General features: G+C 69.1%; 24 protein-coding genes and 3 pseudogenes. 17 read left to right on the forward strand and 10 right to left on the reverse strand.

Annotated features, from left to right (window positions below):
* Positions 1 to 321: 321 nt before the first annotated feature.
* Positions 322 to 653, forward strand: a pseudogene (locus OG310_RS29680) (hypothetical protein); the annotation flags it as partial.
* 108 nt (positions 654 to 761) lie between these two features.
* On the opposite strand, the gene OG310_RS29685 reads toward OG310_RS29680, so the two are convergent.
* Positions 762 to 1,508, reverse strand: a complete 747-nt coding sequence (locus OG310_RS29685) for an SDR family NAD(P)-dependent oxidoreductase (protein ID WP_329458901.1) — start codon at positions 1,506 to 1,508, stop codon at positions 762 to 764.
* Positions 1,509 to 1,540: 32 nt separating this feature from the next.
* Positions 1,541 to 2,299, reverse strand: coding sequence for a VOC family protein (locus tag OG310_RS29690; RefSeq protein ID WP_329458902.1), 759 nt, complete (start codon positions 2,297 to 2,299; stop codon positions 1,541 to 1,543).
* Positions 2,300 to 2,458: 159 nt separating this feature from the next.
* Here OG310_RS29690 and OG310_RS29695 point away from each other — a divergent pair, with 159 nt between their 5' ends.
* The gene (locus tag OG310_RS29695; RefSeq protein ID WP_329458903.1) at positions 2,459 to 3,082 is read left to right on the forward strand and encodes a TetR/AcrR family transcriptional regulator; all 624 of its coding nucleotides are present in this window, start codon (positions 2,459 to 2,461) and stop codon (positions 3,080 to 3,082) included.
* Between the two features lie 69 nt (positions 3,083 to 3,151).
* Here the strand turns inward: OG310_RS29695 and OG310_RS29700 are convergent, their stop codons facing one another.
* A complete protein-coding gene (locus OG310_RS29700) occupies positions 3,152 to 4,273 on the reverse strand; it encodes a hypothetical protein (protein ID WP_329458904.1) in 1,122 nt (373 codons plus the stop codon).
* Between the two features lie 363 nt (positions 4,274 to 4,636).
* On the opposite strand from OG310_RS29700, the gene uvrA reads away from it, so the two are divergent.
* The 3 genes from uvrA (at position 4,637) to OG310_RS29710 (ending at position 7,748) form a co-directional block, all read left to right on the forward strand.
* Positions 4,637 to 7,123, forward strand: a complete 2,487-nt coding sequence (gene uvrA, locus OG310_RS29705) for an excinuclease ABC subunit UvrA (protein WP_329458905.1) — start codon at positions 4,637 to 4,639, stop codon at positions 7,121 to 7,123.
* A 79-nt stretch (positions 7,124 to 7,202) separates the two neighbouring features.
* Positions 7,203 to 7,508: an oxygenase MpaB family protein gene (locus tag OG310_RS38600; RefSeq protein WP_443078762.1), complete on the forward strand. Its 306-nt coding sequence runs from the start codon at positions 7,203 to 7,205 to the stop codon at positions 7,506 to 7,508.
* Between the two features lie 30 nt (positions 7,509 to 7,538).
* Complete coding sequence (locus OG310_RS29710) at positions 7,539 to 7,748, forward strand: hypothetical protein (RefSeq protein WP_329458906.1); 210 nt, start codon at positions 7,539 to 7,541, stop codon at positions 7,746 to 7,748.
* A gap of 496 nt (positions 7,749 to 8,244) precedes the next feature.
* Here the strand turns inward: OG310_RS29710 and OG310_RS38605 are convergent, their stop codons facing one another.
* Both OG310_RS38605 and OG310_RS29715 read right to left on the reverse strand, forming a co-directional pair.
* Positions 8,245 to 8,817 (reverse strand): ATP-binding protein, encoded by a 573-nt coding sequence (locus OG310_RS38605; RefSeq protein WP_443078763.1) that lies wholly within the window; start codon positions 8,815 to 8,817, stop codon positions 8,245 to 8,247.
* A 474-nt stretch (positions 8,818 to 9,291) separates the two neighbouring features.
* Complete coding sequence (locus OG310_RS29715; RefSeq protein WP_329454023.1) at positions 9,292 to 9,465, reverse strand: hydrophobic protein; 174 nt, start codon at positions 9,463 to 9,465, stop codon at positions 9,292 to 9,294.
* A gap of 321 nt (positions 9,466 to 9,786) precedes the next feature.
* Between OG310_RS29715 and OG310_RS29720 the strand changes: the two genes are divergently transcribed.
* The 3 genes and pseudogenes from OG310_RS29720 to OG310_RS29730 form a co-directional block, all read left to right on the forward strand.
* Positions 9,787 to 10,980 (forward strand): PP2C family protein-serine/threonine phosphatase, encoded by a 1,194-nt coding sequence (locus OG310_RS29720; protein ID WP_329458907.1) that lies wholly within the window; start codon positions 9,787 to 9,789, stop codon positions 10,978 to 10,980.
* A 600-nt stretch (positions 10,981 to 11,580) separates the two neighbouring features.
* Positions 11,581 to 12,162 carry a TIGR00730 family Rossman fold protein gene (locus OG310_RS29725; protein ID WP_329458908.1) on the forward strand — a complete coding sequence of 194 codons (582 nt, stop codon included), beginning with the start codon at positions 11,581 to 11,583 and terminating at the stop codon, positions 12,160 to 12,162.
* Between the two features lie 571 nt (positions 12,163 to 12,733).
* Positions 12,734 to 13,237, forward strand: a pseudogene (locus tag OG310_RS29730) (transposase); the annotation flags it as partial.
* A gap of 4 nt (positions 13,238 to 13,241) precedes the next feature.
* Here the strand turns inward: OG310_RS29730 and OG310_RS29735 are convergent.
* Positions 13,242 to 13,958: an SDR family oxidoreductase gene (locus OG310_RS29735; RefSeq protein ID WP_329458909.1), complete on the reverse strand. Its 717-nt coding sequence runs from the start codon at positions 13,956 to 13,958 to the stop codon at positions 13,242 to 13,244.
* A 71-nt stretch (positions 13,959 to 14,029) separates the two neighbouring features.
* On the opposite strand from OG310_RS29735, the gene OG310_RS29740 reads away from it, so the two are divergent.
* Positions 14,030 to 14,845 carry a helix-turn-helix transcriptional regulator gene (locus OG310_RS29740; RefSeq protein ID WP_329458910.1) on the forward strand — a complete coding sequence of 272 codons (816 nt, stop codon included), beginning with the start codon at positions 14,030 to 14,032 and terminating at the stop codon, positions 14,843 to 14,845.
* A gap of 218 nt (positions 14,846 to 15,063) precedes the next feature.
* On the opposite strand, the pseudogene OG310_RS29745 reads toward OG310_RS29740, so the two are convergent.
* Together OG310_RS29745 and OG310_RS29750 are read right to left on the reverse strand one after the other, a co-directional pair.
* Positions 15,064 to 15,201, reverse strand: a pseudogene (locus tag OG310_RS29745) (IS5/IS1182 family transposase); the annotation flags it as partial.
* A gap of 72 nt (positions 15,202 to 15,273) precedes the next feature.
* Entirely contained in the window at positions 15,274 to 16,134 is an 861-nt protein-coding gene (locus OG310_RS29750) for an enoyl-CoA hydratase/isomerase family protein (protein ID WP_329460462.1), read from the reverse strand.
* Between the two features lie 155 nt (positions 16,135 to 16,289).
* Here OG310_RS29750 and OG310_RS29755 point away from each other — a divergent pair, with 155 nt between their 5' ends.
* From OG310_RS29755 to OG310_RS29765, 3 genes are all read left to right on the forward strand, one after another.
* Positions 16,290 to 16,907, forward strand: a complete 618-nt coding sequence (locus tag OG310_RS29755; RefSeq protein ID WP_329458911.1) for a TetR/AcrR family transcriptional regulator — start codon at positions 16,290 to 16,292, stop codon at positions 16,905 to 16,907.
* 149 nt (positions 16,908 to 17,056) lie between these two features.
* A complete protein-coding gene (locus OG310_RS29760; RefSeq protein WP_329458912.1) occupies positions 17,057 to 17,281 on the forward strand; it encodes a DUF5133 domain-containing protein in 225 nt (74 codons plus the stop codon).
* A 670-nt stretch (positions 17,282 to 17,951) separates the two neighbouring features.
* The gene (locus OG310_RS29765) at positions 17,952 to 18,479 is read left to right on the forward strand and encodes a DUF6328 family protein (RefSeq protein ID WP_329458913.1); all 528 of its coding nucleotides are present in this window, start codon (positions 17,952 to 17,954) and stop codon (positions 18,477 to 18,479) included.
* 82 nt (positions 18,480 to 18,561) lie between these two features.
* Here the strand turns inward: OG310_RS29765 and OG310_RS29770 are convergent, their stop codons facing one another.
* A complete protein-coding gene (locus OG310_RS29770) occupies positions 18,562 to 18,873 on the reverse strand; it encodes an STAS domain-containing protein (RefSeq protein WP_329458914.1) in 312 nt (103 codons plus the stop codon).
* Positions 18,874 to 19,080: 207 nt separating this feature from the next.
* On the opposite strand from OG310_RS29770, the gene OG310_RS29775 reads away from it, so the two are divergent.
* Positions 19,081 to 19,416: a helix-turn-helix transcriptional regulator gene (locus OG310_RS29775; protein ID WP_329458915.1), complete on the forward strand. Its 336-nt coding sequence runs from the start codon at positions 19,081 to 19,083 to the stop codon at positions 19,414 to 19,416.
* 48 nt (positions 19,417 to 19,464) lie between these two features.
* Here the strand turns inward: OG310_RS29775 and OG310_RS29780 are convergent, their stop codons facing one another.
* Positions 19,465 to 19,755 carry a hypothetical protein gene (locus OG310_RS29780; protein ID WP_329458916.1) on the reverse strand — a complete coding sequence of 97 codons (291 nt, stop codon included), beginning with the start codon at positions 19,753 to 19,755 and terminating at the stop codon, positions 19,465 to 19,467.
* A gap of 112 nt (positions 19,756 to 19,867) precedes the next feature.
* On the opposite strand from OG310_RS29780, the gene OG310_RS29785 reads away from it, so the two are divergent.
* The 4 genes from OG310_RS29785 (at position 19,868) to fabG (ending at position 22,897) form a co-directional block, all read left to right on the forward strand.
* Positions 19,868 to 20,299 (forward strand): hypothetical protein, encoded by a 432-nt coding sequence (locus OG310_RS29785; RefSeq protein WP_329458917.1) that lies wholly within the window; start codon positions 19,868 to 19,870, stop codon positions 20,297 to 20,299.
* Positions 20,300 to 20,719: 420 nt separating this feature from the next.
* Entirely contained in the window at positions 20,720 to 21,565 is an 846-nt protein-coding gene (locus OG310_RS29790; RefSeq protein ID WP_329458918.1) for a HipA family kinase, read from the forward strand.
* A complete protein-coding gene (locus OG310_RS29795) occupies positions 21,562 to 21,945 on the forward strand; it encodes a DUF3037 domain-containing protein (RefSeq protein WP_329458919.1) in 384 nt (127 codons plus the stop codon). The genes OG310_RS29790 and OG310_RS29795 overlap by 4 nt, the downstream gene beginning before the upstream one ends.
* Positions 21,946 to 22,135: 190 nt before the next feature.
* Positions 22,136 to 22,897 carry a 3-oxoacyl-ACP reductase FabG gene (fabG, locus tag OG310_RS29800; protein ID WP_329458920.1) on the forward strand — a complete coding sequence of 254 codons (762 nt, stop codon included), beginning with the start codon at positions 22,136 to 22,138 and terminating at the stop codon, positions 22,895 to 22,897.
* The last annotated feature ends 12 nt before the right edge of the window (positions 22,898 to 22,909 follow it).

Raw genomic sequence — 22,909 nt, forward strand, 5'->3', positions numbered from 1 at the left:
ATCGCGGATGCGGCTCCATCCGTTCGCGACAAGCGAGCGGGGTGTCGTACGACGTAGTCGTGCCGCCAGGCATTCCGGGTGGGGGTGGGACATGCGGATCCCTACGCCCGTTCCTCCGAACCGCGTACGGGGGGCCGGCTCGTCGAGCCGGTAGTCACTCATTCGCCATGTACCCCCCCACGTACGAGGGGTCGAGTGGTGTGTCTCGGGGACACGCTGTCGGCCTGGCGGTGAAGCTGTCCGCGCGTGATGCGGACCTCGGCGCGCCAGTTGGCCCTGCACGGGGGCTCCACGCACTGTCTCGAGCGAGGAGAACCGACTGTGAGCTTCAATCCTCTGGAGCACGGGGCATTCCCCTGGACCGGCAGCTGTGCAACTGGCGTGAGCTGAACGTGGAGCCGATCGATCCGGATCACTGTGATCCGTACACGCGCTGCCGGGTCATCACGATGAACGGCATCGAGATCGAGGCGATCCTCTTCGGCCACCAGTTCGCCCGGCACTGTCCGGACCTGGAGGTCAAGCGTCAGCTGGCGCGCACTCGGTACATCGAGGCGCAGCAGCAAAAGGCGGTGAACTGGCTGCTGCCTGGCGTGTCGTCGGTGCTGGAGACGACCATCGCCTACAAGCAGGTCGCCGTCGATCGCAGCGCCGACACAGCGAACCCGGCCGCCATGGCCAGGGCGATCAAAGCCGCCGCAGCGACGGCGCCCACCCGCCCGCATCCCGGCGTGGAATCCGGCGCCGCCAATGCGGCGGCGTCACAACTGGGTCTGGCCGCCGTTGACCTCGTAGACGGAGCCGGTGACGAAGGAGGCCTCCTCTGACAGCAGGAAGGCAGCCACGGTGGCGACCTCGTCCACGGTGCCGGGTCGCCTCATCGCGGTCTTGTCGGCGATGACCTTGCGGACTTCCAGAGGCAGGCCCTGCGCCGACGGTCCGTCGATCGGGCCGGGTGCGATCGCGTTGATCCGGATGCCGCGTTCGGCGTACTCGACGGCGGCACTGCGGGTCAGACCGATGATCCCGTGCTTGGAGGCCGCGTAGGCGGGGCGTCCAGCGTGTGCCATCAAGCCTGCTGTGGAGGCCATGTTGAGGATGGCGCCGCCGCCGTGGCCGACGAGGTGGGCCAGCTCGGCCTTCATGCAGAAGAAGGTGCCGGTCAGATTGATCCCGATAACATCGAGCCAGTCCTGCGGGTCGACCTCGTGTGTGTCGGCCGGCGTGGGGGTCACGCCGGCGTTGTTGAGGGCGAAGTCCAGATGGCCGTAGGCACGCGCCGCGAACGCGACGAGTTCCTGCGCCGCCTCGAAGGTGGCGATGTCGGCTGTGAAGGCGACGGCCCGCCCTCCCTCCGCGGCGATGTCCTTGGTAACTCGTTCGGCGCTGACGGTGTCACGGTCCGCGACGACGATCTTTGCACCCTCGCGGGCGAGCCGCTTGGCGCTGGCCTCGCCCAGGCCGGATCCGGCACCGGTGACGATTCCGGCCTTGCCGTTGACGGACATGGTGCTCCTTCGTTGTGATGGGCGTCGGGCAGTCAGTGGCTGGGGGCAAGAACGGTGAGCAGTGCTCCGACGGAGTCGCTGAGGACCGCGATGACACCGTGCTCGGTCGCGGTGGCCGGCATCAGCATCGTGGCGCCGAGCCGGACTGCGGCGTCGGTCGTCTGCGCGGCGTCGGCCACGGTGAAGTACACGTCCCAGTACGGTGGCAGCTCGGAGGGCATGGCCGGTGGCCGAGGCAGCAGCACCGCCACCATCCGGCCGCCCAGCTGCCAGTCCCGGCGGTTCAGGGGGCCGTATGGCTCACCGAGCGTCCAGCCGAAAACCTGACGGTAGAACGCCGAGGACGCACCAGTGTCGTCGGTGATCAGCTCGCCGCCGTGGAAGGCTCCGGGCTCACCGCTGACACCGAAGCCGTGGTGCTCATCGCCCTCCCACAGCCCGAACGGGGTCCCGGCGTGGTCGGCCACCACGGCCGAGCGCCCAGCTGTGCCCAGCGATCGGGGTCCCTTCACCACCCTTCCGCCGGTTGCGGCGATCTTCTCGACGGTCTTTGCAAGGTCCGTCACGTTGATGAACGTGGTCCAGGAGCCGCGTTGCGTACCGGGCGTCGCGGTGACGGCGGCGGCCGGGCGCCCACCCAACTCCGCCATCTGCGAATGGGGTTGGCTGCCGAACCCGTCGGCGAAGGTCCAGCCGAACAGCTGCCCGTAGAAACGCTTGCTCTTCTCGGCGTCGGGCGTACGCAGCTCCACCCACGCCGGGGCGCCGTCCTCATGGAAGTCGATATCCACTGCCTTCTCCTCTCGTTGCATGTCAACCATAGACATGGATGGCATCAAGTGACAAGTTCATCATTGAGTGACGGATGTAGCGGTCGCTGCGACATGCTCTGCGTGCCGAACGGAGTGCGACCAGGGGGAGGGGCAACGGGATGGCAGCAACTGACAAATATGGCACGCTATGATGCGGTGATGGGGACTCTGGCAGCGAAGACGGAAGCCGGTGGGATGCGCGATGTGGCCCGGCGGGCAGTGCGCGCCGAGATCGCGGCCAAGGCGATGGAGCTGTTCCTGGACCAAGGGTTCGAGGAGACGACCGTCAACCAGGTCGCGGCCGCGGTCGGAATGTCCAGCCGGAGCCTGTTCCGCTATTTCGACACCAAGGAAGACATGGCGATGGGCGGGCTCGTCGAACTCGGACACGACGTTGCCACGGCACTGCAAGACCGACCGGCCGACGAGGGGCCCTGGGCCGCTCTGCGGCACGCGCTGGAAGTGTGCGTCGAGTCGCTTGAAGACGACGAAGGCGGCCTGCGCCGGGCGAAGATGCTCGCCGGCACCCCCTCGTTGCGCACCGCCATGCTCGACAAGCAGACGCGCTGGCAGCAGATGCTCGTTCCGCATGTCGAGCAACGCCTACAAGCCTCGGGGCGACCGCAGGCCCTGCAGGCTCGCGCTCTGGTCTCTGCAGCTTTGGGCTGCCTGGACGTCGCGGCGACGGTGTGGACCGAGGTCGAGGGCGGGCGGCCGTTGACGAAACTCGTCGACGACGCGTTCGCCGCCGTACGTTCGTAGGCCCGGCCGTTCGCGGGACTCGATGCCTTCGCGTGCGATGCGGACTCCGATGCGCTTGCCCCATATTGCCTAGTCACCGTGGTCGTCCTGCAGCGTGCGGCGACGTTCCTGTTCGCGCTTGGAGTACGCGGCTGCCCGGATCGCCTCGTTGCTCTCCAAGCCCGATCCCAGTGCGCCGCCCACCGTGGCCACCGAAGCGACGAACCAGGACAGCGTCCAGTACTCCGTGGCGTGAAGCGGGTTTCGCGTCGTGGAGGCGAATACCCGGTCGTTGAGGATGAACAGCGCCCACACCAGGTTGATGGCCAGCAGACCCGCGTAGCAGACGAGCACCCCGATACCCACGGTCACGACGGTTGAGGCGTTGTAGAGAGCCGCCCTCTTCCTCGCCTGAGGCGAGACCTCCGCTGTTCGATGCCACAGGTTCGCGTCCACGATCAGCCAGCCGATCATGAGCCCGACAGAACCGACCATGGCGATCACGAGGCGTGGCGTGCTCAGGGACGCGGCCAGGTTCCAGACGGTGGCGTTCACGGTGGCGATGGCTCCTGTGGCGAGTGCTGCCGCCAGGGCCTTGGACAGACCTGGCACCAGCCGCCACGGCCGGTTGGCGCGGACCATACCGACGAGCACTCTGAGGTAACCGCGCGGCCCGCTGGCGACGTAGCGCAGATCGGCGGTCTCCTCCTCATCGACCGGGCCCGGATGGATGGGTGCGAGACGACCGACGAAGGACCCCAGCGGTGGCTGACCTCGCGAAGCTCCCTCAGCCCCGGTGGCCCGCGGGCCTGCCAAGCTGAGCACGGCTTCTTCCACGGCCCGCCGGGCCTTTCTCTGCAGCCGCCAGCCCCCCAGCGACGGAAGGGACAGTAGCGCCACGCCGTGTTCGTGACTCAGATCCACAACGAGCTTGCGCCTGTGTGAGTGCAGCGGAAGGTCGGTGAGGGCCACGACGATGTCCCAGTTCTCCGCACTTCTGCGGTCCACGACCCGGCGCATCAAGGTGGGCGGGTCCTCGGTCCCTGAGGTGAAGGGCTCGCTGACCACCTCGACGTCGAACCGTCGCCTCTGGCCTGACTTGTCGGCGAGCCGATCAGGAAGGATCCGGGCCATGCGCTGTGCGATCTCTGTCGGCGCGTCCGGGTCCGCGAGGAGAGCCACGACCGTAACGCCCTGCGACGACACCGGCATGGCAGGACTCTTCTCGTCGGCTGCCCCCGCGATCGCAAGTGCCCACAGGATGCCCCCGGGGTGGCGCCTGCGCCACGCGACACGCTGGCTCCCGCCGGCGGGTACAGGCCGTACGGCCAGATCTCCTCGGTCTCCACCAAGGGCCTGTAAGGGCCTGCTCTCACCACCAGGGTCACGATCGCGGGGGTCACCGCGAACACCCGCTCCCGCCTGCACCGCGTGCCGCGCCACCGGCCACCCGGTCGGTGTGTCCAACCCGGAAGGTCGGATCGATCGTGCTCACTGCACGTTGCGCACGTGTGAGCGAGGCCCGGTGACGGCGCCCGTCGCGCGGTTCCCGGCGCGATCAGGTAATCAGGAACGGTGAACAAGGACGCGACCGACTCCTTCGTGCATGTCCGGGGCGCCAGTGAGAACAACCTGCGGAACCTCGATGTCGACGTTCCGCGGGACGCGATGGTCGCCTTCACCGGCATCTCCGGTTCGGGCAAGTCCTCGCTTGCGTTCGGCACGCTCTACGCGGAGGCCCAGCGGCGCTACTTCGAGTCCGTGGCACCGTACGCCCGAAGGCTGTTGCAACAGGTCGGCGCGCCGCACGTGCGGGAGATCACCGGACTGCCACCGGCCGTGGCCCTGCAGCAGCGACGCGGGTCGCCCAGCTCGCGCTCGACGGTCGGCACGATCACCACGCTGTCCAATCTGTTGCGGATGCTGTACTCGCGCGCCGGTACCTATCCGCCCCGGGCCGCACGGCTGGAGGCCGAGTCGTTCTCACCCAACACTGCGGCCGGCGCCTGTCCGGAGTGCCACGGACTGGGCGTCGTGCACGACGTCGCCGAGGACCTGCTCGTCCCGGACCCCTCGCTGAGCATCCGCGAGGGGGCGATCGCCGCCTGGCCGGGCGCCTGGCAGGGCGCCAACCTGCGCAGTGTCGTCAGCGGCCTGGGAATCGACATCGACCGGCCGTGGCGCAGGCTCAGGAAGAAGGACCGGGACTGGCTGCTGTACACGGACGAGCAGCCCTCCGTGTACATCGAGCCGGAGGAGGACCGCGTCGACTACGGCTACCAGGGCAAGTTCTGGAGCGCCCGCAAGCACGTCATGCACGTCCTCGCCGACTCCAAGAGCGAGAAGATGCGCGAACGCGCGCTCCGTTTCGTCAGGAGTGTGCCCTGCCCGGTGTGTCACGGCAGCGGACTACGGCCCGAGGCGCTCGCCGTGACCTTCGCCGGACGTTCCATCGCCGCGATCAACGCGATGCCGCTCACCGAGGTCGTGGCGCTGCTGCGGCCCTTCGCGGGGCGGTCCGAGGCCGACGCCACCACGTCGACCGCCCTATCCGGGGCGACGACCGAGGCCGCGGTCCGGATCTGCGGCGATCTGGTCGCGCGGGTCGACGTACTGCTCGACCTGGGCCTCGGATATCTCAGCCTCGGGCGCCGCTCGACGACCCTGTCACCCGGCGAGGCGCAGCGCCTGCGGATCGCCACCCAGCTGCGCTCGGGGCTGTTCGGCGTCGTCTACGTCCTCGACGAACCCTCCGCGGGCCTGCACCCGGCTGACGCGGAACCGCTGCTGGACGTGCTGGACCGCCTCAAGGCGGCGGGCAACTCGCTGTTCGTCGTGGAGCACGACATGGACGTCGTACGGCGGGCGGACTGGGTGGTCGACATCGGCCCCGGCGCGGGCGAGGGCGGCGGGCGCGTCCTGTACAGCGGCCCGGTCGCCGGTCTTGAGCGGGTGGAGGAGTCGGCCACGAGCGAGTACCTGTTCGGGCGCGCCAAGCCGCTCGATCACCGCCCGCGCACACCGCACGGCTGGCTGCACCTGAGCGGCGTCTCCCGCCACAATCTGCACGACGTGTCCGTCGACGTACCGCTCTGCGTACTGACGGCGGTGACGGGCGTGTCCGGTTCTGGAAAGTCGACGCTGGTGACGCAGGTGCTCGCCGAGGTCGTCCGCGGCCACCTCGGACTCGTACCCGAGGAGCCCGACGAGGCGCAGCTGGAGGTCGACGTCCAGGACGCGTCGGGAGTCGAGTCGTTCGACCGGCTGGTCCGGGTCGACCAACGGCCCATCGGCCGAACTCCCCGGTCCAACCTGGCCACGTACACAGGGATGTTCGACGCGGTGCGCAAGCTGTACGCGGCGACGGACAAGGCCAGGGCGCGCGGCTACTCGGCCGGGCGGTTCTCCTTCAACGTGCCCGAAGGGCGGTGCGAGACCTGCCAGGGCGAAGGATTCGTCGCGGTGGAACTGCTGTTCCTGCCTGGCACCTACGCGCCGTGCCCGACCTGCCGGGGCGCCCGGTACAACGCCGAAACGCTGGAAGTCACCTACCGCGGCAAGAACATCGCGGAAGTGCTGGGGCTGTCCGTCGACGCCGCCGCCACGTTCCTGTCGGCCGTCCCGGCCGCCTCCCGCAGTCTGCAGACGTTGCGCGAGGTGGGCCTGGGGTACCTGCGGCTGGGGCAGCCCGCGACGGAACTCAGCGGTGGTGAGGCGCAACGCATCAAACTGGCCACCGAACTGCAGCGAGCCCGCCGCGGCCACGCGCTCTACCTGCTCGACGAGCCGACGGCGGGGCTGCACCCCTCGGACATCGCGCTGCTGCTGCGACAACTGCACCGGCTCGTCGACGCCGGCAACACCGTCGTCCTCGTCGAGCACGACCTGGACACGATCGCCACCGCCGACTGGGTCATCGACCTCGGCCCGGGCGGCGGCGACGCGGGCGGGCGGGTGGTTGCGGCGGGCCGGCCGGCCAAGGTGGCCAGGGCCCGCCGCAGCGCCACCGCGCCCTACCTCGCGGCCCGGCTCGCGCGCTCGGACGACGGCGCGAGGGGCTGAGCACCGGTCAGCCGGGTTCGAGGCGCAGGGTCGGGCGCGTCAGCATGCTGCGTTCCACTCGTGGCGGACATAAAGGCAAGTGGTTGACCTGCCCCGCGACCAGGCGCAGTTGGCTCGCCGGATGGGCGCGTACCGGGCCGTATCGCATGCAAGGCCCGAGGCGCGCCCTACCGTACGGCTCCTGGTGCTGAAGCCGCCGCTGCCGTGGCCGCCCTGCCGGCCCGCCGCAGGGGTGCTGGCGGCGAACGGAGTATCGATGTTGCCGCTGTGGGCGAGGGCGGAATTGATGCTGCCGTACGTGCCGGCTGTCGCGGAGCCCTCTACGAAGCAAACGACGAGTGGTGTGCCGGCGGCGGGCACTGGCTCGCTGCCTGTCGGTGCATGAGCGCCGCGCGCGTGTGGGAATATGCGGGTTATGGATGCAATCTCCTCCGTAGAACTGGCCGCCCAGCGCCAGCGCAGCGCTGCGGCTGCCGCGGACGCGGCTCGTGTTGATGTAGAACTTGAGGCCGTGGCAGCGGTCCGCGAAGGAGAACCTCTTCACGAGGTCGCCGAAGCCTCCGGTATCGACTCCGGCGAACTGAAGCATCTGGACAAGATCGCAGGGGACATCCCGCCAAACTGAGCGCCTGCCCGGGCGTTCAGCGGTCCGGAGCAGTGGCCTGCCGCCGGGCAGCGCGTGCCTGTGCCCGGTTCGCTGTCGATGCGGCGGATCGACCGATCACCGGGTGTCTTGCGGAGTTGGAGCGAGTACGTCACCGTCGTTGGCGATGTCGATGAGCCGCGGCTCCTGTCCCTGGTGACCGAGGGGACCCGCGCCCAGCTGATCCGCTGCGAAGACACGTCCTCTGAAGCGGACGGGCGGTCTTCCTCGCGTAGTTGCGGGTGTGGTGAAGGTGAGCGCGATCCGGGACTTCGGCGAGGGCGTTACCAGAGCCCTTGGGGCGCGACGGCAGAGGCGTCGTCGTGTCATTTGCCGGCGGCGCGCATGAGACGAGCTGCGATCACGGCCGGGGAATGCTGGAGGGCTCCAGAGATCGCGCGGCGGCTTGGACAGCAGACTGTGCCAGGGGCGGTGGCCGAGCCCGTCACAGAGCATCACCAGTATCTCCTGCTTCGCACTACGGGCAGCCGTCTGCGGACCGGCTGCGGGCATGCCGCAGCCTGGCGCAGTCCGCTCCGGGATGCGCGGTGGGGTATCTGGCCCCGCGCGGAGCGGGGGAGACCCGCGCGCTGTCGGCTCGGTGGGGCCCCAGCGTGTTGCTCAGCAGTCCCCGCACTCCTGCTCTCCGCTGATGGGGCCGGGTCCCTCCTCCCACCACGGACCGCGGTGGCTCACCACTGGTAGCCGGGATGCCCCGGCGAGCGTCGCGTGGCCAGAAGCGGGCCGGCAACACCGTCCCGTGCCCTGACGCCGCGTGCGGGTCGAAGGTGTCCGCCAGCCGGGCGATCATGCCCAGGCCGTGCCCAGCGTGCCGGTGGTGGAGCGGCCGTCGCGCATGGCAGCGGCCACGTCTGCCGTCCCCGGCCCGCTGTCCACGGCCAGGAACTCGACCCGGCTTGCTGTCGGTTCGCACGACTCGCAGCACGATCACCCCCGCGACAGTGTGCCTGGTCGTGTTGGGGGCGGCTTCGGACATTGCCAGGGCGATCTCACCGGCTCGGTGCTCGCTCAGCCCGATCCGTCCGGCCAACCGGGAGAGAAACCTCCGCGCGCGCGGCCGTCCTGCCGGAAACCGCGTGAAGGGCGTCGACGAGGCTCACGCGGCACGGGCGCCCGAGAGGCGTCCCGGTGGGTCCACCTTGGCGACCCAGTCGTCATGGCCGACACCGCTGCTCCGGTCAGCTCGCCAGTTCGTGGCGGGAGCGGTGCCGCCGGTCGGGATGGGCCCTCGGCCCCTCAGCGGCCTTGTCCTGAACAGACCTTCGAGCCCTGCCGGAAAGGTAAGTGACCGCCTTTTCGGCAGGGCTCGAATTACGCCAGGGTGGCCCCCGCATTGGAGGAGCGGTTCCCTATCGCTGCTACGAGAGCCGTCCCGACCTCCACTACACCTACCCGGCACGGCGTTTCCCACCCACCGGGTAACCCGCCGAGTAAGGGGACACACACCAATGGTGAGGGCGGCCACCGAATACGGGGCTGCCCTCACCACGGAACGGTGAGCTTCTTACCAGCGGTACCAGCGGCTTCGCTTGCCACCGCTGTGTGCGGCCGGGCGGATCAGGAAGCCCAGCGCCCACACGACGAGCACGATGATCGCGATCCACCACAGCAGGTGGAGAGCGAAACCGGCCCCGAAGAGAATGAGAGCGAGAAGAAGAACAAGCAGAATGGGAACCATAGTTATTACCTCCGAAACGCCGTCTTCCCCCGTTCGGTGGCGCCATGTGCCCGAAAACCGATCTCTCTTATCTGATGCGTAGGTCCCGCTGACCACGCAGGCCGGGCCCGCCGCCCCGCGGAGGAACTCCTGACGCGTGTCGGCCCGAACGATCAGGACGCGTTCAGTACCCGAGGACTCGCGAGCCCAGCTCCAGGTCCAAAGGCGCAGTTGGATGTCCTCACAGCGATCCTCCGCCCGCCCTGACCAGGCAAGACACGCCTCTCAGGTGATGTTGCGGAGAGCCGGGGAAGAAGCTGCGGCAGCCGAATGGAGGTTGTCGTGGAGAGTGGAGATCTTGAACTGGGTGAGCTGCTGGCCGCTGCGGAAGCGGCGCCGCCCGGAGAGTCCGTCGAGGTTGTGGCACACGATCTGCGGAAGCGGTTCGGCGCGGAGGCTGTGTCGTTCCTGTTCGTCGACCTCATCGGCCGGCAGCTGGTACGGCTCGCCGCGGCCGGAGCCGATGACGCGGGCCGTGCCGGGCCGATCGACCTGAAGGGCAGCGTCTACGACGCCGTGCTGCAAGGCCAGCGCCAGTACGTAGAAGCGGACGGACAGGGCGGACGGCGCGTCATCACGCCGGTCAGCAACCGCGGCGACTGCATCGGAGTTTTGGAGGTGACCTTGCAGTCGACCGACCACACCGTGCTGCGTCAGGTCCGTGACGCGGCGCACGCACTGGCCTACATCATCGTGACGGACCGCCGGTTCACCGATCTGTACCACCTGAGCGGGCGCACCACCCAGACCAGCCTGGCCGCGGAGATCCAGCATCAGCTGCTCCCCTCGGCACCCTGCTGCGAGGCGGAGCAGTTCACCCTTGCCGCCGGGCTGGTCCCGGCCGACGACATCGGTGGGGACACCTATGACTACACCCTCGACCGCGACACCCTGCACCTGTCCATCACCGACGCCATGGGTCACGACACAAACTCGGCGCTACTGGCCACCTTGCTGGTCGGCGCCCTGCGCCAGTCACGCCGCAGCGGCTGCGACGCCCTGAGACAAGCCAACCACGCCCACCAGTCCCTGTTGAGCCACAGCCGCGGCCTGGCCACGGGACAGCTGCTGTGCGTTGATCTCGACACGGGCCTGTGCGAACTGGTCAACGCGGGCCACCCCCGGCCGCTACGCCTACGAAGGGGCGCCGTCGAAGAACTCAAGCTTGACGTCAATCTGCCCTTCGGCGTGGCGGCGCCCACTTCCTACCGTCCGCAGGAGCTGCAACTGCTTCCCGGGGACCGTCTGGTCCTGCTCACCGATGGGATGCAGGAGCGCGGTGCCGAGGCCGTCGACTTGATCTCACTCATCCAAGACACGCGCGCGCTGCATCCACGAGAAGCCGTACGGAGCCTGACCTCCGCGGTCCTCGACGCCTGCGACGGCAGTCTCCGGGACGACGCCACCGTCCTGATACTGGACTGGCACGGCAACCGCAGACGACCGGACGAAACCGGATCGGGCGTTCGGGGCTGAACGGCAGCAGCCCTCTTGTCCCCCCTTGCCTCATAGAGGCTGCGCGACAAACCGGTCCATCCGATCGCATCGCGTTCGACGAGCCTGACGAGGTTGCAGCTGCCTCGACCCGTGCGACTCCCGATCCAGGGCAAGTTGGGTGAAACGCCGCAAAGGGTAAATACATGATGGATGTCAGGCAGGTAGACGGCGACCTGGGCCTCGACCGTGACGTGCTCGCTCTCGGTCGGGCCGATCGTTGGCCGCCGCCGGCGCCGCCCTGCGCCCGCCCGCCGCGTCGACCTGGCGCTGCCTGGCGAGTTGGTGGCGAGGCTCAGACACCGGAGGGCTCGGTGTTCTCCGAGTTGGAGGGGCGGCGCCGGGCCGCCGGCGCGGCCGAGCGGGACGGCGTTCACCCGCGTACCCGCTCCGTGATCCGGACGCGCCGGAGCCGGATGACGACGAAGGGCGCGGACCGGGCTGAGCTGCTTTTCGGGTGCCGAGGAATGGCCACCGGTTGGCGCGCCGTCCCGTGGGTCGTCCCTCGCTGAAACCCTTTGGTCACAGCTCTGGCGCCCGTGGTAGACCGAAGGGTCCCCTCCTCGTGCTCCGGAGATCTTCATGCGCCGTCTCGCCGTGTTCCTCGCCTCGTCCAACGGATACGACCCCGCGTACGCCGCGCTGGCAGCCGACGTCGGCGCTGAACTGGCTCGGCGCGGAATCGGTCTGGTCTATGGCGGTGGCCGCCGGGGCTTGATGGGGGTGGTGGCGGACAGCGCGCTGGAGGCGGGCGGCGAGGTCGTCGGCGTCATGCCGCGCAGCATGGTCGAGCGGGAGTGGGCTCACGAGGGGGTGACCGAGCTGGTCAGGTGCGACTCGATGCATGAGCGCAAGGCGATCATGGCCGAGTACTCCGACGCCTTCATCGCCCTGCCCGGTGGTCTGGGCACGCTGGAGGAGATCTTCGAGGTGTGGTCGTGGCGCCAACTCGGCTTCCACACCAAGCCGGTGGGCTTCCTCAATGCGGGAGGCTTCTGGACGCCGCTGCTCGATGCCCTGCGCGGCCTGGTCGACTCCGGCTTCCTGCCCGCCCCGACCCTGGACGACCTTGCCGTCGCCCCTGACCTGCACGCTCTGCTGGAGCGCCTTGAGGAACGGCTGCGCAGCTCCCCGCAGCCCGCGCACGGAGAGGGTCTGCGCTAGCCAGCCGGTGAGGTACGGCGGGGCCAGGGTGTGCACCCTGCGCGTCAGCGCCGCCCCCGCCGCACCGCCGCTCCTCGCCCGATGCCAGCCACTCGACGGCGATCAGGACCTCCTCACGGTCCCGGCCCAGCGCAAGACCGCCGTGAGTACGAGAACCGGATCAGGGCGCCCACACCAGGACCATGATCGTTCTCAGCGCCAACCGCTGTACCCGCCATACCGATGTTCCCAAGGCCGGTGTAGGAGACGGAGCTGGTGGCCGGCCCGCCGCACGGGGATGGCCGACGGCAGCAGTCGGGACCGAGTCTGACCCACGCGCACGAGGCACGGGCCGCCCACTGGAGGGCTGAGGCCGCCGGTGTCGCATGACCGACGGTAGTTCCCCCTTCCTGGTGGAGCCACCAGCAGCGGCGGGACCGGAGCCGCTACCGATGGCTCCGGTGCACGCTCGCGTCTGCGCGCTGCTCAGATGCCGAGCGTGGGCAGCTGCTGCGCGCGTTCCTCGCTCAGTACGCCCGGCGCGAGCGGCTGCTACTGAGAAACACGCCCAGGCGTACAGCGTGCTCCTGGCCGTCGTCCCGGAGGCGGCGAGGTGGCCGGTCGCTCACCGGTCGATCGCGGCGAACAGGGACTGAAACGCTCGGGCATGACAGACGGGTACGGCATTCCGCTGGGTCGTGTCCAGACCGGCGCCAACCGTCACGACTCCCCATTGCTCGCCCCGACCCTGGACCGCCAGGACGACCTTGGGCCGTTACCCGACGACATCACCGTGCACCTGGACGCCGGCCACGACTCGGAAAAGACCCGCGCGCTGCTCAGCGAACGAGGCCTGCACGGACGCATCGCGCACAAGGGCGAGAAGGCGCCGATCCAGGCCGGCCAGAGGTGGCATGTCGAGCGCACCCATGACTGGCAGAACGCCTTCCACCGGCTCGCCCGCTGCTACGAGCGGCGCACCACCGTCATCGACGCGTTCTTCGACCTCGCCGACACGACCATCACCGTCCGTAACCTGATTTGCCGTGCCCGGACCACCTACCGCTGGGACACCCGTCCTCGACGGCGCCCATGACTGATCACCAGGGCACGGGCGTTCCGTCCCAGGAGAAGAAGCCACCGGTGGGGCCGTCGTCCGGCAGCAGGGCCAGACGGAGGGCACCCTGCGCGGCCTCGGCCGGGTCGCCGCCGGCAGCGGCGGCCAGGGGGTTGAGTTCGGTGGCCCGCAGGCCGGGGGCAAGCGCGTTGACCTTGAATCCGTCCTCGGCCAGCGTCTGGGCGTACAGGACGGTAAGGGCGTTGAGGGCGGCCTTGGACGACCGGTAGGCGGCGGCGCCGCCGCTTCCCGGGGTGAACTGGGGATTGGGGGTGGTGCTCCAGGTCAGCGACGCGGTGCCACTGGAGATGTTGACTATGCGCGGGCGCGGGGACCGGCGCAGGGCGGGCAGGAAGGCATTGGTCACCGCCGCTACCCCGAACACATTGGTCTCGTATGTGCGCCGGTATTCCTCGACGCCGGTGTCGGCCGGCGGGGCAAGTGACGGCGAGATGCCGGCGTTGTTGACCAGTACGTCCAAGCGGTCCACCTGAGCCGCGGCCTGTGCGATGCCGTCGGGATCTGTCACGTCGAGGACCAGCAGGCGGGCCCCGGCGCCGATCTCCTCGACGGCCCGCCGCCCGGGACCGGGGTCACGGGAGCCCACGTACACGGTGAGGCCCTCGGCGGCGAGCAGCCGGGCGATATGCTTGCCGATTCCCTTGTTGGCACCGGTGACCAAAGCTATGCGATCGTTCATGGCAACCACGCTCGCATGGTCGTGGGTGCTCTGCCAGGGACAGCCTGTACCAGGCAGTGGGAGGAGACGACATGGCGCGGCAGGAGCTGGCCCACTACTTGCGGGACCGCCGCGCGGCCCTGCGTCCGCATGAGATCGGTCTGGCGGCGACGGGCACCGACCGCCGCACACCGGGTCTGCGCCGCGAAGAAGTGGCGCAGCTCGCCCACATGTCGGTCGACTACTACACGCGGCTGGAGCAAGCCCGGGGGCCGCGGCCATCGGCCCGGATCCTGGACGCGCTGGCCCGCGCGCTGCGGCTCACGCCGGCCGAACGCAGCCATCTGTTCCGCCTGGCGGGTTCGAGCGCGCCGCCCGGCATCAGCGCCGTGCGGCGGGTGCGCCCGCAGGTGGCCCGGATGCTGGAGCGCCTGCCGGAGACCGGTGCCATCGTCACTGACGCGGCGTACGACGTCGTCACCTGGAACCCCCTGGCCCGGGCCCTGCTCGGCGCCGACCTTGGAGACGGGACGACGAACCTGGCCCGACGCCGCTTCCTGGGCCAGGGGCGGATGTACGAGAGCTCCAGCGCCGAGGAATTCGGGCACGTCGTGGTGGCGCGGCTACGCCGGGCCGCGGACCGCTACCCGCATGACCCGCGGCTGGCCGAACTACTGGCCGAACTGCACGCCCGCAGTGAGGAGTTCCGGCAGATCTGGGAGGAGCGTCCGATCCACGCTCCAGGACACCGCACCAAGACCCTGGACCATCCGGAGGCCGGTACGCTGCGGTTGAACTGCGATGTCCTGCTCGTGCCCGAGGATGACCAGGAGGTTGTCCTGATGACGGCCGACCCCGGATCACCTGCCGTGCGCGCCCTGCGCAGGCTGGCCACGCAGGCGACCTGAAACGAAGGATGCGCCCAGTCTCGCCAGCGGTCACAGAGCGTCGCAACGCCATATTCACTGGGGTCCCTGCCCACCTTGATGCCGAGGCTCTCCACGGCGCCTCATGACTGCCGGTCGGCGAGTGCGGGCCGTACCCGGAGAACCTGCGGTGACACTTCGAGGGCGTCGTGTGGCGGTTCAGGAACGGGGCGAAGGGGGTGCGATCGCCGAGGCGGCGAATCGAAGATGATCCCGTCGCTGATGCGTCGGCGGTGGCACCCAAGTGGATGGTCCGGGTGGTGTTCCGGCCGATCGGGCAGCAGGACCGCGAATTGGCCCCAGAGCGGCTCGGTCAGCCATGATGGAAGCCCGGGCACAGGTCTCCTCGGTGATCACAGAGCGCCGGCAACTCCATGATCAACGGGACCTGATAGCACGAGCCCGGGCACTCAGATGCTGTTGGCGATGCGCTCGTGGTCGCGTTCGCCCTCGCGGGTCTGGATACCAGCGGCGAGCAGCTTGTGGGCGAGCTCGGTGACCTCATCGCCGAACGCCGCGAACAGGCCCTCGTTCTCAACGGCGTATGCCGCACGGGGAATCGGCTGCGCGATCGCGTCGACCGCAGCCTTCGTGATGGGGATCACCTCCGGGCGGAGGCCGGCGATCCGTCGGGCGAGGGTGTCGACGAAGGAATCGAGTTCCGCTGCGGGCAGGGCACGATTGATCAGGCCGTACCGTTCCGCGAGCTCCGCGCCCACGAGCTCGGCGCCGAGGATGAGCTCCAGCGCGCGGGCCCTTCCTGCCAGGCGCGTCATGTTCACCGTGCCGCCGCCTCCGGGGAGGATCCCCATCAAGGACTCCGGCTGCCCCTGCCCCGACTTGCCGATCGCCGCGAATCGCATGTCCAGGTACATGAAGAACTCGTTGCCCGCGCCGCGTGCGAAGCCCGCGAGCTTGCCGATGGTGACCTGCGGCAGGGAGCGGACCTCCTCGCTCATCGTCTGGAGGATGTTCAGGCCCTCGGGGATGACCGAGTCCGGTGCGGCCGCGATCGCGGCGCGTGTGGCTGCAGGCAGGGCGTCAGGGTCGGTGAGGTAGGCCATGTCGCCGTGCGCGACGAAGAATTCCGGGTCGGCGCTCTCGAAGACGATGACGCGGACGTCGGCGTCATCGCGCACACGCGCGACGAATGCCCGGAGTGAGGGCAGGAGGACCGCGTCCATCAGGTTCAGCGGCGGGTGATCGATTGTCACCGTCGCGACCCCATCTGAGACGCCGATCGTCAGGGCGGGGAGGTCGTTGTAGCTCATGGGGTGGCTCCACTTCGCGGTAGGGGGCGGCGCGTGACTGGGCCGCAGTCCGGGGGAAAGCATCGCGAACCTAAGCTTCGCGACTGACACTGAGTATCAGGCTATGAACTCGTACGCAAAGAAGCAAACGGGTGTGTCGGAGTACACTCGTTTCCATGAGTGCAGCACCAGTGGGTACCCGTGAGATCGGCCGTCACGCGGTGCGAGCAGAGCTAGCTCGCGTGGCGTTCAACCGGTTCTGCCTCACCGGCTTCAGCCAGGTCACCTTCGCCGACCTCTCCGAAGCCGCTGGAGTGTCGCGGAGTACCTTCCTGCGCTACTTCGGCACCAAGGAAGACGTGGTTCTGTTCGTCTTCGACCCTGTTGGTGACGTCATCGCTGACGCCCTCGATGCCGAGCGAGCCAATCAGGACGACTGGAGCAGGCTGCGCAACGCTCTGGAGTCAGCCGTGGGGTTCCTCGTGCGCGACGTCCAGGAACTCGTGACGATCCTCGGCCTCGTCGAGCAGACCCCAGCCCTGTGCGCACGCCTTCGGGAGAAGCAGGCTGAATGGCGGCCAAAGATCGTCGCCCGACTGCAGAAGTCAGCTTCCTCGACCGACGGGTCATCGGTCGTCGCCAACGTTCGGGTAGCGGCAGCGCTCGAAATCTTGTGGATCGTCCTCGGGCGATGGAGCGCGAGCGACGGCCGAGAGGACCTCGGCAAACTGCTGGACGCTGCGTTCGCCGCCTTCTCGACCCCGGCATGCCAGCAGACGGACGTTCCGTCGTAGAGGGCCGAGGTTCAGCAGAGCCCCGACAATCTCGGGTGTCCTGGTTCGCGGCGAGAGACAGCGTGCGTGAAGGTGGGCGGGTGGGGGTATCCGGCGAAGCGACTTCCGCCCCGCCGTGCACGCGTTTCGCGCGTGAGAGGAGAGCTGCCGTGTTGATGGCCCATCCTGCCGTCCTGAGCAACCTCATCGAGCAGTACGAAACTCTCCACACCCTCCAGGCCGAGAACGGCAGCACCCAGTCCCGGCAACGCCTGGAAGACGTCTCCTACACGCTCTGCGTTGCCACCGGCACCCGCGACGTGGACACCGCCCTGCAGGCCGCCCGGCAACGCCTCGCAGAGGGTCAGATCACCCGCAACGCCGTCGCCGCCTGAATCCGCCGGGCGGCTCTCCGCTTGATCGTGCAGGAGTGCCTCTGCCGCCGTGCCGACAGACGGAGCGTCGCAGTCCCTCGTGACGTGCGGCGCTCCCGGTCGGCACACGGCCAGCAGGCGTCGCACGATGCTGTGACGAGCGCACCCCAGTCACCGCCCTGCGCTGTTCCCCGCCCTCATGTCGGCGTCAGCCGTCGACGCGGGGGCGTACTCCAGAACAAGGCCCACTCGGGTCGCCCAGGGGGAGCCGACCCCTGCCGCTACCAGCTTCGACGCTCCATCCACGTCTGACGCACCTCAGCAGCAGCCGCATGACCGAGACTGCTGCGGTCTTGCCGCTGGCCGCGGCCGAGGACGGGACCGGGGACGCGGGGGGTGCCGAAGCGCCTGCCCGGACGGCGTACGCACTGGGGCGAGCACAAGGGGAACCGACCATCGAGCGGTTCGACCTCTCTGGCCCCGTCATGGCGATCCACGCTTGCAGGCACCCGGTCGCGGAATGGACGCCCGGCTGGTCCGGCGAGGTGCGCCGTCTCAGCTCCCGGAACGCGAGAACGTGCAAAAGCGCAGCGGGTACAAGGGAGGCAGCGGCATTCGCATGGCGCCGGCAGGGAGTGCCTGGTGGCCAAGCGGTGCGCCTCGACTGGACGACGATCAGGTGGAGGGCAGCATGATGCGAGAGTCCGACGGCGGAGAAATGGCGTCTCCCGCCAGCGGCGCTTCCGGCAGGGACGAGACACCTGAGCAGCGTGCGGACCGGCTGTGGGCAGAGCTCCTGCAGGAGCTGCGGGTCGCCCAGACGGGTGTGCAGATCCTCTTCGGATTCCTGCTGACAGTCGCCTTCCAGTCGCGTTTTGGTGAACTGTCCTCGGCCGACCGTACGTTGTACGTAGTCACCGTCGCGCTCGGTGCCGGCACGACAGGGGCGCTGGTCGGACCCGTGTCGCTGCACCGCATGCTGACCGGGCGGCACATGAAGCCGGAGACGGTGACATGGGCGTCGCGTCTTACGGTGATGGGGCTGGTCCTTCTGGTGTGCACCATGGCGGCGGCGCTGCTACTCGTCCTGCGGGTGGCGGGCAGCAACACCGCCGCATTGTGGATCGTGGTGGGGATGGTGGTGTGGTTCGGCGTGGCCTGGTTCGTCCTGCCCGCGATCGCGCGGCACCGCGTCCTGGCCAGGCGGGACCGCAACTGACGGACGGAAGTGTTTCGTTGCCGAGCGCATGTTCATGCGGCGGCAGGCCGTCCGGCTCCGCCAGGCGTAGCGCGGTGCCCGGTCAGTCCTCTGTGCCGTCGGTGAAGAGGTCAGCGGTGTCGGTGAGTTCGAGAACACGGCGGACGATGGGACTGGTGGCGGCCAACACCAGGGTCTTGGTGCTGGCGGCGGCGTGCCGGCGTGCCTCCAGAAGGGCGCTCAGGGCCGAGCCATCCCAAAAGGTGACATCGCAGAGGTTGAGGTCCACCCCTTGCTGCGACGCGTCCAGGGCGTCCATCAGGTTGTCAAGAAAGACGCTCCGGGCGTCCCAGTCGACCTCGCCGTGCACCGCGACCGTGATCCGCGCGGAGCCGGACGGGCTGCTGAAAGTCACGAAGCAGCGCGGACCCACAGCCGGGGCGGGGCGTCCCGCGTTCTTCGGCTGCGTCGGGGCGCAGGACATGCGCCGCGGCGTGGCGGACACTCCCCAGGACATGATGGTCCGCTCCCTCCGAATTCCATCAGAAGACGTCAGCTGATACACGAAACATAGTTCATGTATCGGCGGGCTGCAATAGGCGGCCTGCTTTACCATGACGTCATGGATGCAGTGCCTGAAGCCCACGTCGGATGGACGTTCCTGACCAATCACGCACGCGTGCTCGCAGCGATCGCCGACGATCCGACCGTCCGCATCCGCGACATCGCCGCGCGCTGCAGGCTGACCGAGCGAGCCGTCCAACGGATCATCTCCGACCTCGAACAGGACGGGTATCTCTCCCACACCCGCGAAGGCCGCGCGAACAGCTACCACATCGCTGCAGGCAAGGTCCTGCGCCATCCCGCCGAAGCCGGCCTCACCGTCAGCTCACTCCTGTCGCTGCTGGTCCAGGACGAAGCCGAACGTGCACCGCACGACACGCACGCCCAGCGGTGACACCCCTCGCGGCAGCCGACTGCGTGGTCGCGCTCACGCGCTGACCCATTACCAGGGCGCCACCACCGCTGCAGGCAGCTTCGGACTCCTCGCGTCGGTCTCGGCCCGCTCCTCCCGCGGGTGCCGTGTCGCCGAGGCGCCCGCCATTCTGTGGCCGACGAGAGCCGCGCCTGTCGTAGCCGCCGACGTCCCCCAGTCGGCCAGTGCTTGGGCATAGGCCGTCCGGGCCGGCTCGTTGTCACTCTCGATCATCGCCAGTTCGGCTCGGGCAAGAGCCTGGCCGACGGTACGGACCTCGATGGCGGACAACATCCCGGCGGCGGATCTGCGCGCGTGCATAGCCAAGTTGTAGTCAACCGTCTCCTCGGTCGATTACCAGCGCGGCATACTGTCCGAGCTCTCCTCCATCCTGGAAGCGGCCGTCGAGGACAGACCGCTTACCGGGAACCCCATGCCCGCGAAGTCTGTGCGGTGGCCAAAGGCGCCGCAAGAGCGACGCGACGCGTGGCGGTTGGAGACTGCTCTGAGAGTCCGCGACGTCATCAGCCCGCGAAACCGGATAGCCGTCGTAGTCGGCCTGGGATGCGGGCTACGTCAGGGCGAGGTGTTCGGGCTTGGTCCGGAGGACATCGACTACGCACGAGGCGTCCTCCATGTACGCCGCCAAATCCAGGCGGTCCGAGGAAGGTTGTACTTCGCCCTGCCGAGGGGGAAGAAGACCCGTACCGTCGACATGCCCTCCTCGGTGGACGACGAGCTGAAGCGCCATGTCGAAGCGTTCCGGCCGGTGGAGGTGGAGCTTCCGTGGGGGGAGCCGGAGGGGCAGGCGAGGAAGTTCCTCCTCCTATACTCACCACTCGATTCGGGAACGCCGTCGCGGTGAATACGTGGGACACCTACTCCTGGAAGCCCGCGCTGGCCGCGGCCTGCGTGATCCCGGCGCGTGCGCAGGGGGCGAAGCCCTGGCAGTGGGCCGCGGCCCCGCGGGACGGATTTCATGTGCTGCGGCACACCTACGCCTCGATCATGCTTGAGGCCGGAGAGACCGTCGTGCCTTGGCTCGTTGGCTCCCGCACTCCTCGCCCTCGATCACCCTCGGTTACTATGCTCACTTCATGCCAGAGGCCGGTAGTAAGGGTCGCGCCGCCATCGAGCGAATGCTGCGGGAGTGATGAAGGGGATCGGCACGTCGGCCGAGACTCCCCAGATTCTCCCCAGCTCCGCTGGAGGGCGATGTGCGGCCCTGCACCCTTCTGGAAGCGACCATGGAATACAAGATGTATGGGACGGATGGCCTAGGAAAATGCTGAATGAGGTGACTGCGACCCGCTACGTCACGCCCTTGCGTGAGGGCGGGTCGCTCCCGGGCATCGTCGAAGCCGACGACCTAGGAACGTACGTCATGAAGTTCACCGGGGCCGGCCAGGGGCGAAAGACGCTGGTCGCGGAAATCATCTGCGGCGAGCTCGGCCGCAGTCTGGGCCTGCGGGTGCCCGAGCTGGTCACCATGCAGCTGGACCCCGTCATCGGGCTGGGCGAGCCCGACCAGGAGGTCCAGGAGCTGCTCAAGGCGAGCGGGGGACTGAATCTCGGCATGGACTACCTGCCGGGAGCCCTCGGCTTCGACCCGCTCGCGTACGAGGTGAGCCCCGCGGAGGCGGGCCGGGTCGTCTGGTTCGACGCGCTGATCAACAACGTGGACCGCTCCTGGCGCAATCCGAACATGCTCGTCTGGCATGGCGACCTGTACCTCATCGACCACGGCGCCACGATGATCTGGCACCACAACTGGCCCACGGCGCAGGCGTCCGCCGCCAAGCCGTACAACGCGTCGGACCATGCCCTGGCCGAGTTCTCGCCGGACATCGCGTCGGCCGCCGCCGCGCTCGCGCCTCTCGTGACCGAGGAGCTGCTGCGCGAGATCACGGCGGCCGTGCCCGACGAATGGCTGGTCGACGAACCGGGCTTCGACACCACCGACGAGCTGCGGCGCGCCTACATCGCACCGCTGCTGGCCCGTGCCGCCACCATCCACGAGCGCATCGTCATGGACGCTCCCGCCAAGACCCGTCCCTCGCAGGCGCCCGGCTGGCTCGCCGCCCGGCTGCGCCCCGCGGAGCGGCCCGAAGGACAGGACGGCGGCCGATGAGCGCGCGGGACGTCTACGAGTACGCACTGCTGCGTGTGGTGCCTCGCGTCGAGCGCGGCGAGTGCTGCAACGCCGGCGTGATCCTTTACTGCCGGGGCCAGTCGTTCATCGCGGCGAAGACCCACCTGGACGAGGCCCGCCTGCTGGCACTGGACCCGTCGGTCGACCTGGCCGGCGTGCGGGCCGCGCTCGCCGCCGTCGAGTCGGTCTGTGACGGGGGGGCGGCCGCCGGGCAGGCCGGCGGGGACGATCCGGGCCGCCGGTTCCGGTGGCTGATCGCGCCGCGCTCGACCGTCGTGCAGCCCGGGCCGGTGCACACGGGCCTGACGGTCGACGCCAAGGCCGAGGCCGAGCGGCTGCTGGCTCTCCTCGTGCGCTGATCGGCCGGGGGTGCGGGGCGGTCGCGCGGCCGCCGCGCGCGCCCCCGCTCCGCCGTGTACCGGCCGACTGAGGGGACCGCCACGGGGCGGGCCCGTTGACACCGCGTGCCAGGGCTTCTAGCGTCTCGTCTGCCGAAGCGACTAAGCGGTTGCTCAGCACATGCGGATTCCTAGGGCGAGGAGAACAGGGATGTCCACCACCGAGCAGCGCGTCGCCATCGTGACCGGGGCGGCGCGGGGGATCGGCGCCGCCACGGCGGTACGGCTCGCCGCGGAGGGCCGCGCCGTCGCCGTACTCGACCTGGACGAGGCGGCCTGCGCCGACACTGTGAAGAAGATCACCGAGGCGGGCGGCAAGGCTCTCGCGGTCGGTTGCGACGTGTCCGACAGTGCCCAGGTGGAGGCGGCGGTCGAGCGCGTCGCCGCCGAGCTCGGCGCCCCGACCATCCTCGTCAACAACGCGGGTGTGCTGCGGGACAACCTCTTGTTCAAGATGTCCGAGTCCGACTGGGACACCGTGATGAACGTGCACCTCAAGGGCGCGTTCCTGATGGCGCGCGCCTGCCAGAAGCACATGGTGGACGCGAAGTTCGGCCGGATCGTCAGCCTGTCGTCGTCCTCCGCGCTCGGCAACCGGGGCCAGCTCAACTACTCGGCCGTCAAGGCGGGCCTGCAGGGCTTCACCAAGACCCTGGCCAAGGAGCTGGGCAAGTTCGGTGTCACCGCGAACGCGGTCGCCCCCGGCTTCATCGTCACCGAGATGACCGCGTCGACGGCCGCCCGGCTGGGCGTCGGCTTCGAGGAGTTCCAGACCGCGATGGCCGGCCAGATCCCGGTGCAGCGCGTCGGCAGGCCCGAGGACGTCGCGGGCGCCATCGCCTTCTTCACCGGCGACGACGCGGGCTTCGTGTCCGGCCAGGTCATGTACGTCGCCGGTGGCCCGCTCAACTGAATCCGAGGACCA

Origin of the sequence: Streptomyces sp. NBC_01497 (assembly GCF_036250695.1) — a bacterium.
Classification (GTDB): domain Bacteria; phylum Actinomycetota; class Actinomycetes; order Streptomycetales; family Streptomycetaceae; genus Streptomyces.